Below are 13,837 nucleotides of genomic sequence, written 5' to 3'. Positions count from 1 at the left end.
TGTTATCTTGACCTTTGGTCCTTCATTTCACACTTTGCGTGTGTCGCTTCCGGTTGTCATCCTGCTCGCCTCAATCGAGGCTCAGAAAGAATAGTTCAACTTCAAAAATCTGTCAAGCGTCCAGCGACGCGACTTCGACGGGCGGTCTCGCGTCCACGAATTCTCGGTCCGTGGCAAGTTCCAGCGCGTGCGCGACCGAAATCAGACGCTCGTCGGCAAGCGCCGGCGCGATGAACTGAACGCCGACCGGCAGGCGCGTTCCACGCTCGTCGAAGCCAGCCGGAACAGACAAGGCCGGAACGCCCGCGAGATTCACGAGTACGGTGTCGACGTCCGCCATGTACATCGACAAAGGGTCGCTCGACTTCTCGCCGACTCCGAACGCGGCGAAGGGAGACGTCGGCGTGATCAAGACGTCGAACGACTCGAACGCCCGCGCGAAGTCGTTCGCCACGAGACGGCGCACCTTCATCGCCTTCGAGTAGTAGGCGTCGTAATAGCCGCTCGACAAGGCGTACGTACCCATCAGGATTCGCCGCTTCACCTCGTCGCCGAACGATTCCGCACGACTCGCGCTCATGGACGCATTGAAGTCGCCGCCTTGTGCGGCGCGGCGACTGTACACCATCCCGTCGTAGCGCGCCAGATTGCTGCTTGCCTCCGGCGTGGCGATGAGGTAGTAAGCGGCGATGCCGTACTCCAACGTCGGCAAACTCACCTCACCGACCGTCGCACCCAAGCTTTCCAGCAACGTCCTCGTACGCTCCAAGGCCGCCTCCACGCTCGCCGAGTTGCCGACGCCCAGCGCTTCTCGCACGAAACCGAAACGCATGCCCCGCACGCCCGCCCCGAGCGCCTCCACGAATCGATTGGGAGCCTGCAAACTCGTCGCGTCGAGGACGTCGTGGCCTGCCATGGCGTCCATGGTGGTCGCCAAGTCCTCGGCGTACGCGGCGAACGGGCCCACTTGATCGAGGCTCGACGCGAAGGCCACGAGGCCGTAGCGCGAAACGCGGCCGTACGTCGGCTTGAGACCGTAAACACCCGTGAACGCCGCGGGCTGCCGCACGCTGCCACCCGTGTCCGAACCCAGCGACACGGGAACCATGGCCGCCGCGACGCTCGCCGCGCTGCCGCCCGACGAGCCGCCCGTCACCTTCGAGGCATCCCACGGATTGCGCGCCGCGCCGAACGCACTCGACTCGTTCGAAGAGCCCATCGCGAACTCGTCCATGTTCGCCTTGCCGATCACCACCGCGCCCGCCGCTTGCAAACGGTGGACGGCCGTCGCCGTGTAAGGGCTGACGTAGCGCTCCAACGCGCGACTGCCGCACGTCGTGCGCGTACCCCGCACGTTCAGGTTGTCCTTCACGACGATCGGCACCCCCGCGAGTGCGAGCCGTTCGCCTGCACGCAGGCGCTCGTCGACAATCGACGCCTGCTGCTCGGCATCTTCGACAACGCTGATGAGCGGCCGCAACGGCGCGAGGTCCTCGGCAGCCTTCAGCGCTTCACGAACGAGATCGATCGAACGACGCTCGCCGCGTGAAACGGAGCGAGCGAGCGAAACGGCGGAAACACGAGAAACACGCATTCGACCAGTGTAAATCGAATCGTGACGGTCGCACGAGGAACGGTCGAGAATCCTCTAGCGCGCGTCGTGCTTTTGGGCGTCGTCCCGTTCCGGCGGACGGGCCAGCACGGACGTTCCACCCTGTAGTCCGAAGCGCATCAAGACATCCGGCGCCACGAGCAGGCGCACACCCAGGTTCGGAACGGCCACGAGCGGCACCCGCACGACCTTCCCTTCGTCGGTTCTCAGCAGCACTTCCTTGGGCGGAGCGCCGAGTTGCTGCGTCCACAGCGACACGATACTCGTGTCGAGCGCGACGGTCGATTCTCCCCCGCGCCACACCTCCAGCGTCAGGCGCGCCACCCGAACTTTCCTAGGTGCGAGCACTCCGAGGCGCACGAGTCGAGCGACCACGCCGCGCTCCACGCTTCCCTCCTCGAACGACCCCAAGGTTCGACCAGCCGCGACTTCACGCACCACGCGGGCCTCGTCGTCGAGCAGACCCAGGTCTTTGAGGGCCGCGTCGTCACGTACTTTGGCGGGACCGTCGAATATCAGTGGAGGGGGTGGCAAGAGGCGCGTCGCGCCGAGGAGCATGGCGAGCATGGGCGTGCTCGCCTCGCCCGGCACAGGACGAGGCACGAACGTGAACGAACCGCGTGGTTCGCGCAACAGCAGGGCGAGCGCCCCCTCTCCTCGAACGATGCCGAACTCCGCGTTTTGCACCACGCCGTCACGAAAGGCGAGCCGAAACAACCCGAGGCGATGCGTGACCTCAAATACGCCGCTTCGACCCGACTCGGCCAGCAGCAGCAGCAACTCCGCGACGTCGTAATCCTGCAAATTGCCGAGCATGTCCCGCGCCGTCACATCCTCACCTCCCTTAGCCGCGCAGCAACCCGGCAAACTCGCCATCGGTCAACGGAGGCAAGTCTTCAAGGCCGCGAAGCCCGAATTCCAACAGAAACTTCTGGGTCGTACCATACAGGAGCGGACGCCCCACTGCATCCCCTCGGCCAACGACCTTCACGAGCTCGCGCTCTTGAAGCGTGACAAGCGCGCCGGCCGGAGCGCCTCGCATCGCTTCGATTTCCGCGCGCGTCACGGGCTGCTTGTACGCCACGATCGCCAGCACCTCCAGCGCCGCGCCCGACAAGCCGGGCAGAGGCGGCGGCGCGAGGAGCGGGCGAAGGTGCGATGTCAACGCAGGCGGAACGATCAATCGGTATCCACCCGCGACTTCCTCCACCTCGAAACCGAGCGCCGCCTCTCGCAACATGCTGGCGTATTCGTCGAGGACACGACGGGCCGCCTCGCTCGGCACGCCGAGCACCTCGGCGAGTTCCGAAAGGGTCACGGGCCGCCCCGCCGCCAGAAGCGCCGCGCCGACGACTTCCCGTTCGATCACGCCAACGCCTCCAGCAAGCGGCTCGAGGAAAGCGCTCCTTCGCGCAGTACGCGCCGTAACGGCAAGTCGAAGACGGTGCTGGCGAGTTGCCCGGCGTCCGGTCCGGGCAAGACCACGTCGGCGATGTCCGCGTCGCACGCGGCTTCGAAGGTGTACACCGACGGCTCTCCCGAGCGGTTGAGGCTCGTCGCGGCGAGGAGACCTCCACATGCCGCGAGCAGATCGCACGCTTCGCGCGAGTTCGGCATGCGAATCCCGACTTTGCCGTCCTTGACGAGCCACGCCGGGCATGCCGCAGCTGCGGGAACCACGAGGGTGAGCGCGCCCGGCCACAAAGCCGTGACCCGCCGCCAATCGTCCTCCAGGAATGACGGGATGTCCACGAGGCGCGCGACTGCCGAGGCGTCGGCGCACAGCACCTGCAGCACCTTGTCTTGCGAACGGCCCTTTTGCCGGTACACCCGCTGGACCGCCACGGCGTCATCGTGCCGTACGCCCAGGCCCCACACCGTGTCCGTCGAAAACGCGACGGTGAGGCCCGCCAGCACCGTCGACCGCGCCTCGTCCACGGACCGTGCCACGGTGGAAGCGGACACCCTGCTCCTCGCCTTGTCGTCCGGCACGACTTCACGCGTCCCGTCGTCCACTTCGTCGTTGCGATTCACAGCCGTCCTCTCATCTACGAAACTTCACGCGACCTTCCACGACCACAGACTATAATCACACTATGCCTGTCTTTCAGTACCGTGTGCGAGACCGCAGCGGCAATATCATCTCGTCCACCATCGAGGCTGAGACCGTCTCGCAAGTGCGGGACGCGCTGCGACAAAAAGAACTGTTCATCGTCGACATCAAGGCTCCGAGAACCGGGCTTCAAGGCGACGTCAAAATTCCGTTTCTCGACAACCGCCCGCCGAATCTCAAGCAAGTGGCGCTCTTCTCGCGTCAACTTTCCACGATGATCAACTCGGGCGTTCCGCTCGTTCAGTCGCTGGCCATCATGCAGCGTCAAACCGAGCACAAGGGCTTCCAGGAAATCATCAAGAAGATGCGAATGGACGTCGAGTCCGGACAACCCTTGTCCGACGCGGTCGCCAAACACCCCAAGGTCTTCTCGCGCTTGTATCTCAACCTCGTGCGGGCGGGCGAGACGTCGGGCACGCTCGACTTGATTTTGGACCGCATCAGCAATTTCTTGGAGAAGCAGCTCGCCCTGCGCGGCAAGATCAAAAGTGCGATGACGTATCCCGCCATCGTGATGGTCTTCGCGGTCGCCATCACGTACTTCCTGCTGACGACGATCGTGCCGCAATTCGCGCAGATCCTCATCCAACTCAACGCGCCGCTTCCCTTGCTGACGCGCGCCCTGATCGCCGTGGCGGATTTTCTGCAGCACAGCAGTTGGATTCTGCTGGTCGTCGGAATCGCGGTCTTCTTCGGATACCGCGCGTACTACCGAACGAATCAAGGGCGCCACGTCATCGACGACTTCAAGTTGCGCATCCCCATTTTCGGAACGCTGCTGCAGCGTACGGCCATCGCGAGTTTCGCCCGCACGTTCGGCCTGCTTATTTCGAGCGGCGTGAACATCATCGAGGCGCTTGAAATCACGAAAGGCACGGCGAACAACATCATCGTCGAGGACGTCCTCGACAACGCCCGCAACGTCGTCATGGTGGGCGAGCAGATGTCGGGAAGCCTAGCGACGTCGAAGGTCTTCCCTCCCATGGTGGTGTCGATGGTCGCGATCGGTGAGGAGACGGGCGCGCTCGACAACATGCTCAACAAGGTCGCCGACTTCTACGAGCGGGAAGTCGACGAAGCGGTCGAGAGTCTCACGGCCGCGATCGAGCCGATCATGATCGTCGTCCTCGGAGCCATCGTCGGCGTGATCGTCGCGGGCATGTTCCTTCCGATGTTCAGCATCATCGGCCAGCTCAGCAAGTAAGGCTGACCGCCCCGGAAATCCATGTCACCACCCCGAGAAGCGCCCTCTTTGAGGGCGCTTCCCTTACTGTTGTTTCCCCTTGGGCCAGGTGATGAGGTTGAGCATCCAAGGTACGCCACGCCGAGCAATGATCGTGTTCGACGCTCTGCCAAAGCAGCGACCAAAGCGTGAGCGGAAGCTTTCGAGCATGACGGCTCGGTCCTCGACACAGCGTTCGGAAGGGCGCGTGCCGTTGCGGCGAATCTTCATGGGCCTCCTTGCTCGCGGCGGCGGAACGAAGGGCGGTGCGGCCCGAAGTCCGTCCACACGAGAGTGTACGGAGGCTCGGCCCGAGCGAGATACTTGCCTGGAACTCTGGATTTTTCACCTGATGCTCTCGGCGTATATGACGAACTCCGTCGGGTCGGGTGACACATCGAACTCGCCGCCGACCTCTACTGAAAGGAGGATCTCGACCTGACGACTCGGCATCACGCCCTCGTCGTCGGTCCACCCCACGGCAGCGTGAAGGAACAGGGACTCGGCGTGTACGCACAGGAGATGGCGAGGCGCGGCTTCGTCGCCCTCGCGTTCGACCCGTCGTACAACGGCGAGAGCGGCGGAACGCCACCTCACATCACGTCACCGGAGTGGATTTCCTTGGCACGCTATCGTACATCGACCGCTAGGCCATGGGTGCGATGGGCATCTGCGGCAGCGGCGGATTCGCTTTAAGCGCGGCGCAGGTGGACACGCGCATCAAGGCCGTCGTGCGACCGCTGCGAGGTACGACATCAGCCGCATCACCCGACAAGGCTGGCAGCACGGCACCACAAATGAGGCGCTCGACCGCCTCGCGAGGCAGCGCTGGAGCGACGTCGATTCAGGCGAATCGGCACTCACACCGACCTTCCCGGCCCAAATTGCCACCGAAGGCCTCGACGCTATCACGAGTGAGTTCTTCGAGTATTACGTCGCCGACCGTGGCAGGGGCGTTTTTCGCGGTGTCGCCCTGACGCTGGTGTGGCTGATGCCGAGCCTGCCGTCCATGCCCTCCGGTCGCGCCGTGCGCTGCGGGTCCGCGTTCCGGGTGCTGGGTCGACCGCAGGTGCCGATGGGCTTGCTGGCCGTCACGCTGTTCTTCCCGGGCAGTTCAAGCTGTTCACGTACCTGCCCCCCCTTCTTGGAGACGGTGACGCGCCTGGACGTCCCGACGATCTCGCTGCTGCTGATCAGCGGTGCGGCGGCCTTGCTCGGCACGGTTCTGATCGGCGCCGTGCTGCGCGGGCGACTGTACAACCTGCTGATCGTGATGCCGCTCGTGATGGCCGCTCTGGCCGTCCTGCTCGCGGTTCTCGGAAGCGCGCCCATCGTCGTGGGGATCTTGCTCGCGTTGTGGGGACTCGTCGGTACGGCCGCGCCCGTCGCGTGGTGGCTGTGGCTGAGCAGGGTGCTCCCCGACGAGGCCGAAGCGGGCGGCGCGTTGATGGTCGCGGTGGTCCAGCTCGCCATCACCCTCGGCGCGGCAGGAGGTGGCGTTCACTATGACTGGAGTGGCTTCCCGCAGCACCTTCACGGCGAGCGCGGTCACGCTGTGCGCCTCGGCCCTGGTCGCGTGGTTGGGTTGGCGGGCGGCGCGGCGGTCGTAGCACCACACGGCGTGGCCGCAAGGATCATTCACCAACTCGGCAGTTTGCCCACACGAGAAGCAACGCCGTGCAATCAAATTGGCGCCCCGCAAAGCACCGGGGCAGCTCGAGAAGGGCCATTCTCTCGCGCTGGCCCTTCTCGTCGATTCGTGATCCTCAATGCTTGCGTGGAATCAAGTGCAGCGCGGCGACGATGAGACCGCCTACGAGCAGTCCGACAAGCCCAGAGCCCAGGGTTTCCACGAACCACTCCAGCACGCCCTGCGCGAAGGGAACGGCGTGGCCGACGGCGAGGGCCGCGTCATGAAGGACGTGCGCGGGTGCGCCGAAGCCGAACTTGTCCAAGCCGTCGATCAGGATGTGCCCGCCCACCCACAACATCGCCGCCGTGCCGATCCACGAAAGCGCGCCCATCACGATCGGCATGCCCTTCACCAGTCCTCGACCGAAGGTTCGCCCGGCCCCCGACGATCCTTGCGCCAACTTCAAGCCGAAGTCGTCCATCTTCACGATGACGCCCACGACGCCGTAGACGAGCGCGGTGATCATGACGGCCACGACGACGAGGATGAGGGCGCGGGACACGAACGATTGCTCGGCGACTTCCGCGAGGGCGATCGCCATGATTTCCGCCGAGAGGATGAAGTCCGTGCGGATCGCGCCCGTGACCATGGCGTCCTCGTGCGCTTTGCTCGACAGTTTCGACGCTTCCTCGGTCGGCGTGTCGTGGTGACCCGCGACCGCTTCGTACAGTTTCTCGGCGCCCTCGAAGCACAGGTAAGCGCCGCCCAGCATCAGCAAAGGCGTGATCGCCCACGGTACGAACTGGCTGAGCAAAAGCGCGGTGGGCAGGATGAACACGATTTTGTTTCGAAGGGAGCCCTTGGCGATGCGCCAGATGATCGGAAGTTCGCGGCTCGGTGAAAAGCCCGTGACGTAGCGTGGCGTGACGGCCGTGTCGTCGACGACCACGCCGATCGCTTTGACGCCGGCCCGACCCGCGGCGGCCGTGATGTCGTCGAGGGACGCCGCCGCCAAGCGCGCGATGGCGACGACGTCGTCCAGCAAAGCGACCAGACCGCCGCTCATCATGCCCTCCGGAAACGACGGCACACCTCGGCGGCGTGCCGAGGCGACAAGGGAAGGCTTCTGCCGAGGGCACTTGGCACATCGTCATAACGCAGCGATGAAATCATGACTGCCAGCGTAGCAATCAACGCGCGCTCGAAGGTCAAGTGAACGTGGGGACCGCCGAGCGTTCTCATCTTGCAATTCGGATAAGCACGAATTCAATCCATGAACGTCAGCGTGGCGCTGATGGACAGCTTGAACCGTCACCTGCTCGAACCGTGGGGCGGTCATCCCGAACTTGACGCGGTTCGCTTCGCGCGCCTTGCGCTTCGATCGGCATTACGTCGGCTCGCTGCCGTGCATGCCCGCTCGACGAGAATTGTTCACGGGCCGCAAGGACTTCCTTTGGCGCGGCTGGGGCCACTTGGAGGCGTGAAGATCCGTTGCCTCGCGAAGCGGCTCGGCACGCTTACGCCACTCACCTCGTGACGGACCATTACCACTACTGTGAACTCGGCTCGCACGGCTACATGGAATCCTTTCAGCGGGCACGAGCTCGATCCTTGGAACACCGACGACGTGACCGAGGTGCCGCCTTGGGTGAGCGCCATCGAACGGTACCGTCCGGGGCAGGGACGCCGACACTACCGCAGCGTCCGGTCATTTCATGACGAGACGGACTTCTTCCCCGCGAAGGTCTTCTCGGCGGCCTGTTCGTGGCTGCGCCGAAATCACGGGCGGCGGTACTTCCTGCAAGTCGAGTCCTTCGACGTGCACGAACCCTTCCACGTCCCGGAACCTTACCGCTCCATGTGGACACCCTTCGTGGACGACGCCTTCGATTGCTGGCCTCCTTATGGCGACCCGGTCGTGGAAGATGCGTTCTTTGACACCATCACGCTTCAGGAACTCGCCTTCATTCGCGGACAGTATCTCGGCAAACTCACGATGACCGACCGCTGGTTCGGTCATCTGCTCGACACCCTCGACGCGTAGCGAGATACCGCCGTCGTCACGACCGACCACGGACACGACCTCGGAGAGCGGCGCAAGCTTGGCAAGCAGTTTGCACACTACGATTCGCACGCGCACATTCCCCTGCTGATCTGGCATCCCGACTTTCCCGGTCCGCGGGCGGTGGACGTGAGCGCGTCCACCGTCGACCTCAACGCCACCTTGCAAGACGTCCTGGGCATCGAAGACGTTCCTCGCGTGACTCGAAGTCCTTGATGTCGCTCGTTCGAGGCACCACGGCGCGAAGTCGAAGTGCGCTTCTGTATGACACGTGGGGTGCGGGCGCCTGCGTGAATGACGGCGAGAAGGTCCTGCTGCAAGGGTATGACAACGATCGTCACCCGTTGTACACGTACTCGGGACGGTTCTTTCGCCCCACGCCCCGCAACGCTTCGGTGGAAGCGGGAACGTTCATTCCCGGTGTGCCGTGCCGGTGTGGTGCATTCCGTCGAATTGGATGGGAGGCGCCCAGCCGACGCGGCTCGTGTCGCGTGACGCTTCGAACTGCCGTGACCGCGCGCCCGCCGAAGGCGCGGAAGTTCGGCGCCTTCAGCGCCTCATGCGCGAGCTGATGGATGAGGAAGGTGTTCCGGCCGAACACCTCGCTCGGCTGGACCTGATCTGAGCGAACGGCCAGCCGACTCCGAAACGGTTCGCTTGCCGAACGACGTTCAGATGCCGCCTGTCTCGTACTCGACGTTCGTTCCGAGGTACGTCACCTGCCCGTTCGAGATCGTCGGCTTCAACTCGAAGGTGGCCGTCGCCGTCGAGTGCGGTCGGCTTTCACTTGACTTCGCGCGCACTTCCACGTTGATCACGCCGTTCCCCTTGACGCGGCTGACGATCTCCAGGTCCTCCATGTCGACGTTTCCACCGTTCAGCAGGCGCTCGCCCAGCTCGGGCAGCTTGGCTTCCACGCTCCGACGAACCTGCACGTCGAGTTCTCTGGTAGGCATGCCTACAGTTTGGCGACGTCACCATGAGGATTTTCGAGGTCCCGTGGCGAGCTGTTCGTCTGCCGTTACGCTCTCCTTCAAAGAAAAGGTGGGCCACGAACTTCCGCAGCGGGAAAAGCCCGACGTCGAAGACGCACGCCTCGCTTCAAGCCCTAGAGTAGAAGGGTCGTCAAGCCGTACGACCCGATGGAGGACAAGGTGGAATCATTCTGGATCGAGAACGTCCGAGTCGTCACGGATGAAGGCATCGTCGAACGCGGAGCCGTTCAGGTTCGCGAGGGGCGCATCGAGGCGATCGTGGAAACGAATGCGCCCGCGCAAAGCTCGGCCTACGATGGGCGCGGCGCGCTCCTGATGCCGGGGATGATCGACGTGCACATTCACGGAGCAAACGGTCGAGACATGATGGACGGAACGACCTCCAGCATCGAGGAAGTGTCTCGGGCCTGCGCCAGCACGGGATGCACGTCGTTTCTCGTGACGTCCGTCAGTTCCAGCCTGGAAGACCTGCTGCGGCTCGTCGACGGCGTTCGCGTGGTAGTCGGACGCGAGCCGGGCGCGACCATCGTCGGGATTCACGCGGAAGGACCTTACCTCAACGCGCGCCGCAAGGGAATGCAAAACGAACTCTACTTGCGCCACCCGGACCTCGCCGAGATGGAGCGGGTTCTTCAGCACGCGGGTTCGCTGCTGCGCATGGTGACGCTCGCGCCCGAGTTGCCCGGAGGTCTGGAGTTGACGCGCTATCTGCGTGACCGAAACGTCATCGTGGCCGTCGCCCACTCGGACGCGACGTATGAGGAAGCCGCCCAGGCTTTCGCGTGCGGAGCGAGCCACGTCACGCACTGCTTCAACGGAATGCGGCCCATTCATCACCGCGATCCCGGCTTGGTCGTGGCCGCCCTCGAGAACGACGGGGTCAGCGTGCAAGCCATCGTCGATCACGTTCATCTGCATCCCGCGATCGTTCGGTTGATGTACCGCGTGAAGGGAGCGAGCGGCATGGTCCTGATCACGGACGCCTTGCAAGCCATGGGCCTCGGTGACGGCGAGTACATGTTCGGCGGCCACAAGGTGACGGTCCGAGACGGCGTCGCGCGCCTCGACGACGGAACGCTCGCGTCGAGCACGGTCACCATGAACGAGGCTCTGCGCAACACCGTGCGGCTCGGCGTGCCCCTCTCGGACGCCGTGAAGATGGCGACGTCGACGCCCGCCGAGCTTCTCGGTCTGCACTCGAAAGGCCGAATCGCGGTGGGAGCGGACGCCGACCTCGTGCTTGTGAACGACGAATTCGAAGTCCTCTGGACGCTCGTCGAGGGCCGCACGGTACATGGCGGCGCGAATTCGACTTTTCAGCGCGCGACCGGCGCTTGAGCGATCACGCCGTCGAAGGGGCGGTCGGACAGGCATCCGACCGCCCCTTCCGCATCGAAGCCATGCCGGGCTTTCTCACGCCGACGGCTCTTTCACGTCCGAAGAGGACGTTCGAACGTCCTCTTCGAGGAAGTCGACTTCTCGTGAACGGCCGTCCTTGCCGATTCGGTACGTCTTGATTTGATTCGCCGAGAGCGTCACCTCCAGGGAGGTGTTCAGCAAGTGCAAGTCCACGCGGGCGCGCGCAGCGCGCCCGTGCGGTTCGTAGAGGCGTACGATCCAGTCGTCGCCTTCCTCCGCCTTCTTCAGCGCCGTGAGGACCACGGTCCGAGGAGGTGAAATCGCCAGGAAGGATTTCGCGCGAGGCAAGGTCCCGGCGTGCGCGTATTCCCGCACGAACGTCAAAGGCTCGTTGAAATCCTGGGCCGCGTGAACCACCCCGGCTTCCTGCCAAGCGCCCGCGTGGGGCAGCAGTGCCCAGCGCGTCTCGGACACTCCCTGATCCAGGTACTGATCCACGTGGCGGGGATGATCGGGGCGGTCTCCTCCTCCGAAGATCGGGCTGCGAAGAATGGAAAGCCGCACCTCGCCTCCCAGAACGTCCGCACCGTACTTGCCGTCGTTGAGCAACGAGACGCCGTAGGGTACGTACCTTGCCCGCGCTTCGGCCATCGAAACGGTCTCGTCGCCGAGTTGCTCGACGTTCGCCTCGGTGGGCTTTCCCGTGCTGGTCAACAGGCCGGTCACGTCCAGCCAAGCTTGAGAGGGCATTTCCTGACCGCCGGGCGGTTGCGTCACGTGGCCGAACGGCACGGAGAACGTGGCCGTCACGTCCTCCAAGGCGAACGGAAACGCGAGCTTCACCATGCGGTACTCTTCGTGCCAGTCCATTTGAAGGTGCCCGTGAATGGCGGGCGAGTCCCGGTAGATGGAAATGTCTTGCCGAGCGGTGGATTGGCCCCAGCGCGTCGTGATTCGAATGGTGGCGCGAACGGGTCCCTCTTCGAGCAATTCGATTCGCGGCTCACCGAACACCCCGGCGAGGTGGCGAAAGAAGTCGCCTTTCCCCCAGGGGTTGGTGGGGTCCTCGATGACGAGGACTTGAGCGCCCGCACCCGACAGCAGTTCGCGGTCGAGTCGCTTGTCGTGCAGGCGTCGAAGCGCGCCCGTCCTCGCGTCGAACTCCAGACGCCACCACGCGTTTTCCAGGACACGCTCGCGGGCGAGCAGCGGGCGGGCGTCCTCGGCGGGCGGATGCGGCGGCGCGTCGATGATGCGGTACACGCGGTACCCGAGCGGTGGAATTTCAGCGAGGAACGCGGCCCGCTTGCGAGGCGGTTTGGCTTCGCTCGAGGCGAGTTGATGCACCACGGGACGGTTCTCGTCGTCGAGCACCCGCATGTCGGTCACGTGCCAGTCGTTGAGCTCGACGTCGATGACTTCTCGCCGTTCCCAGGGATTCGGATTGAAGACGACGATGGGAACGCCGTCTCCCATGTCGGCCACGGCGTTTCCGAAACCGGTGCGAACTCGGCGCATCGCCTCCTCGACGACCACGTGCTCGTCGTGGCGAGTGTCGATCTGATGGGCGACGACTTGCATCGCCTCGTGGATGGTTCGTTTTCCCGAGCCGATCGCTTCGCCGAGTTCGTACCGAACGTCGTCGTACGCCCGGGGAATGCTCGTGCCGCAGATAATGTCATGAAACTGGTTGAACAGCAGGTGCTTCCACGCGCGGTCCAAGCGCTCGCTCGGGTAGGCACGACCGTACGAGGTGGCGATCGTGGACCATTTCTCGGCGGCGCTCAGCGTGTGCTCGCCTTGCCGGTTGAGGCGCTTGACGCCGCTGTGCGAGGTGTAGCAACCGCGAAACGTGTACTGCAAGGGCGCGCGGAACACCGGGTGGTCGTCGAGCTTCTCGGACCGCTCGAAAAAGCCCTGCGCCGTCCCCATTCGAAGCGTCGGCCAGTCCGGGTCGTCCATGAGGATGCGGACGTTCGCGATGGCCTTCTTGGTGGGCCCGCCTCCGTGGTTGCCGACGCCGTACACGACGAGCCATTCGGGGCTGTGCGGCGCCCGCCAGTCGAGGGACGCTTTCAAGGTGTCCACGACGTCGCTGGGATTGGAGTTGTACGCCTCGATTCGGGCGCTCAGGATGCGGGTGCCATCTGGCCCTTCCCACCAAAACAAGTTGGCGGGCAAATTCACCTCGTGCGGATGGGGACGCCAAAACAGGAAGTAGTCCAGGCCGGACAGCTTGAGAATTTGCGGCATGGTGTTGGGGTGACCGAAGGAGTCGGGCAGAAACGCCACGCGCGCCCGCCGACCGAACGTGTGCTCGAAGAATCGCTGACCGTGCAGAGCTTGACGCGCGAGCGACTCGCCGGAAGGGATGTTCAAGTCGGGTTCCACCCACTGCCCTCCGACGAGTTCCCACTGTCCGGTGTTCACGGCGCCGCGGATCTCGTCGATCAAGGAGGGGTGGACTTGCATCCACTCGTATTGAGCGGCGGAAGTGTGCATGAAGTGAAAATCGGGGTTTTCCCCCATGCGGTCGAGCGCGCTTCGAAACGTCGCCTTGACGACCTCGATGCCCTCTTGTCGGTCCCAGAGCCACACGGGATCGATGTGAGCGTGACCGGTCAGCGTGAAGGTGAAGGCTTTGCTGCGTGAGTTGGACATGGCGCGTCCATCGTACAAGTTATTTAAAATTATTGAGAAATATCGAGACGTCACGTCCCGCGACACTCGATACGTTCAAGGAGACTCGGGGCGATTCGAATCCATCTCGGTCCACCCGTCGACGCGCTTCGAGGGGCGCCTCTCCCCTCTTGGCCGAGTACACCTCCTAGTCGATCGGAC

Annotated in this window: 14 protein-coding genes and 1 pseudogene; 7 read left to right on the top strand and 8 right to left on the bottom strand. The window is 64.0% G+C overall.

Going from position 1 to position 13,837, the window contains the following annotated elements:
- Positions 1-112: 112 nt before the first annotated feature.
- Genes gatA through DES52_RS20520 form a run of 4 tightly spaced genes read right to left on the bottom strand, consistent with a single transcriptional unit; the run spans position 113 to position 3,646 of the window.
- Positions 113-1,594 (bottom strand): Asp-tRNA(Asn)/Glu-tRNA(Gln) amidotransferase subunit GatA, encoded by a 1,482-nt coding sequence (gene gatA / locus DES52_RS20535; RefSeq protein ID WP_110888704.1) that lies wholly within the window; start codon positions 1,592-1,594, stop codon positions 113-115.
- A 54-nt stretch (positions 1,595-1,648) separates the two neighbouring features.
- Positions 1,649-2,443, bottom strand: a complete 795-nt coding sequence (locus DES52_RS20530; RefSeq protein WP_170131201.1) for a DUF4388 domain-containing protein — start codon at positions 2,441-2,443, stop codon at positions 1,649-1,651.
- 13 nt (positions 2,444-2,456) lie between these two features.
- Positions 2,457-2,981, bottom strand: coding sequence for an SMC-Scp complex subunit ScpB (scpB, locus tag DES52_RS20525; protein ID WP_110888702.1), 525 nt, complete (start codon positions 2,979-2,981; stop codon positions 2,457-2,459).
- Positions 2,978-3,646 carry an L-threonylcarbamoyladenylate synthase gene (locus DES52_RS20520; RefSeq protein ID WP_110888701.1) on the bottom strand — a complete coding sequence of 223 codons (669 nt, stop codon included), beginning with the start codon at positions 3,644-3,646 and terminating at the stop codon, positions 2,978-2,980. Before DES52_RS20520 ends, scpB begins: the two co-directional genes overlap by 4 nt.
- A gap of 62 nt (positions 3,647-3,708) precedes the next feature.
- Here DES52_RS20520 and pilC point away from each other — a divergent pair, with 62 nt between their 5' ends.
- Positions 3,709-4,929 carry a type IV pilus assembly protein PilC gene (gene pilC / locus DES52_RS20515; protein WP_110888700.1) on the top strand — a complete coding sequence of 407 codons (1,221 nt, stop codon included), beginning with the start codon at positions 3,709-3,711 and terminating at the stop codon, positions 4,927-4,929.
- A gap of 63 nt (positions 4,930-4,992) precedes the next feature.
- Here pilC and DES52_RS20510 read toward each other — a convergent pair whose 3' ends face one another.
- Positions 4,993-5,178 (bottom strand): hypothetical protein, encoded by a 186-nt coding sequence (locus DES52_RS20510; RefSeq protein WP_110888699.1) that lies wholly within the window; start codon positions 5,176-5,178, stop codon positions 4,993-4,995.
- Between the two features lie 778 nt (positions 5,179-5,956).
- Here DES52_RS20510 and DES52_RS20500 point away from each other — a divergent pair.
- Positions 5,957-6,754, top strand: a complete 798-nt coding sequence (locus tag DES52_RS20500) for an MFS transporter (RefSeq protein WP_146237412.1) — start codon at positions 5,957-5,959, stop codon at positions 6,752-6,754.
- On the opposite strand, the gene DES52_RS20495 is transcribed toward DES52_RS20500, so the two are convergent.
- Complete coding sequence (locus DES52_RS20495) at positions 6,714-7,646, bottom strand: DUF808 domain-containing protein (RefSeq protein WP_110888707.1); 933 nt, start codon at positions 7,644-7,646, stop codon at positions 6,714-6,716. The genes DES52_RS20500 and DES52_RS20495 overlap by 41 nt on opposite strands.
- A gap of 280 nt (positions 7,647-7,926) precedes the next feature.
- Here DES52_RS20495 and DES52_RS20490 point away from each other — a divergent pair, with 280 nt between their 5' ends.
- The 4 genes and pseudogenes from DES52_RS20490 to DES52_RS20475 all read left to right on the top strand — a co-directional run bounded on the left by DES52_RS20490 (position 7,927) and on the right by DES52_RS20475 (position 9,267).
- Positions 7,927-8,064 (top strand): hypothetical protein, encoded by a 138-nt coding sequence (locus tag DES52_RS20490; RefSeq protein WP_170131199.1) that lies wholly within the window; start codon positions 7,927-7,929, stop codon positions 8,062-8,064.
- Positions 8,065-8,135: 71 nt separating this feature from the next.
- Positions 8,136-8,624 carry an alkaline phosphatase family protein gene (locus DES52_RS20485; protein WP_110888695.1) on the top strand — a complete coding sequence of 163 codons (489 nt, stop codon included), beginning with the start codon at positions 8,136-8,138 and terminating at the stop codon, positions 8,622-8,624.
- Between the two features lie 24 nt (positions 8,625-8,648).
- Positions 8,649-8,858: pseudogene (locus tag DES52_RS23800) on the top strand (sulfatase-like hydrolase/transferase); the annotation flags it as partial.
- Positions 8,859-9,069: 211 nt separating this feature from the next.
- The gene (locus DES52_RS20475) at positions 9,070-9,267 is read left to right on the top strand and encodes a hypothetical protein (protein ID WP_110888693.1); all 198 of its coding nucleotides are present in this window, start codon (positions 9,070-9,072) and stop codon (positions 9,265-9,267) included.
- A 46-nt stretch (positions 9,268-9,313) separates the two neighbouring features.
- On the opposite strand, the gene DES52_RS20470 is transcribed toward DES52_RS20475, so the two are convergent.
- The gene (locus DES52_RS20470) at positions 9,314-9,598 is read right to left on the bottom strand and encodes a hypothetical protein (protein ID WP_110888692.1); all 285 of its coding nucleotides are present in this window, start codon (positions 9,596-9,598) and stop codon (positions 9,314-9,316) included.
- 198 nt (positions 9,599-9,796) lie between these two features.
- Between DES52_RS20470 and nagA the strand changes: the two genes are divergently transcribed.
- Complete coding sequence (nagA, locus tag DES52_RS20465; RefSeq protein WP_211317973.1) at positions 9,797-10,975, top strand: N-acetylglucosamine-6-phosphate deacetylase; 1,179 nt, start codon at positions 9,797-9,799, stop codon at positions 10,973-10,975.
- Between the two features lie 75 nt (positions 10,976-11,050).
- Here the strand turns inward: nagA and DES52_RS20460 are convergent, their stop codons facing one another.
- The gene (locus DES52_RS20460) at positions 11,051-13,657 is read right to left on the bottom strand and encodes an alpha-mannosidase (protein WP_110888690.1); all 2,607 of its coding nucleotides are present in this window, start codon (positions 13,655-13,657) and stop codon (positions 11,051-11,053) included.
- Between the last annotated feature and the right edge of the window lie 180 nt (positions 13,658-13,837).

The organism is Deinococcus yavapaiensis KR-236, from assembly GCF_003217515.1.
In the GTDB taxonomy this organism is placed as follows: Bacteria; Deinococcota; Deinococci; order Deinococcales; family Deinococcaceae; genus Deinococcus_A; species Deinococcus_A yavapaiensis.
Note: the sequence above shows the minus strand (reverse complement) of the source record. Positions and strands in the feature narration are given on the sequence as shown.

Coding starts and splice junctions, on each gene's coding strand:
- gatA (WP_110888704.1), bottom strand. CDS start 1,594: ATGCGTGTTTCTCGTGTTTCCGCCGTTTCGCTCGCTCGCTCCGTTTCA.
- pilC (WP_110888700.1), top strand. CDS start 3,709: ATGCCTGTCTTTCAGTACCGTGTGCGAGACCGCAGCGGCAATATCATC.
- DES52_RS20510 (WP_110888699.1), bottom strand. CDS start 5,178: ATGAAGATTCGCCGCAACGGCACGCGCCCTTCCGAACGCTGTGTCGAG.
- DES52_RS20500 (WP_146237412.1), top strand. CDS start 5,957: ATGCCCTCCGGTCGCGCCGTGCGCTGCGGGTCCGCGTTCCGGGTGCTG.
- DES52_RS20495 (WP_110888707.1), bottom strand. CDS start 7,646: ATGAGCGGCGGTCTGGTCGCTTTGCTGGACGACGTCGTCGCCATCGCG.
- DES52_RS20470 (WP_110888692.1), bottom strand. CDS start 9,598: ATGCCTACCAGAGAACTCGACGTGCAGGTTCGTCGGAGCGTGGAAGCC.
- DES52_RS20460 (WP_110888690.1), bottom strand. CDS start 13,657: ATGTCCAACTCACGCAGCAAAGCCTTCACCTTCACGCTGACCGGTCAC.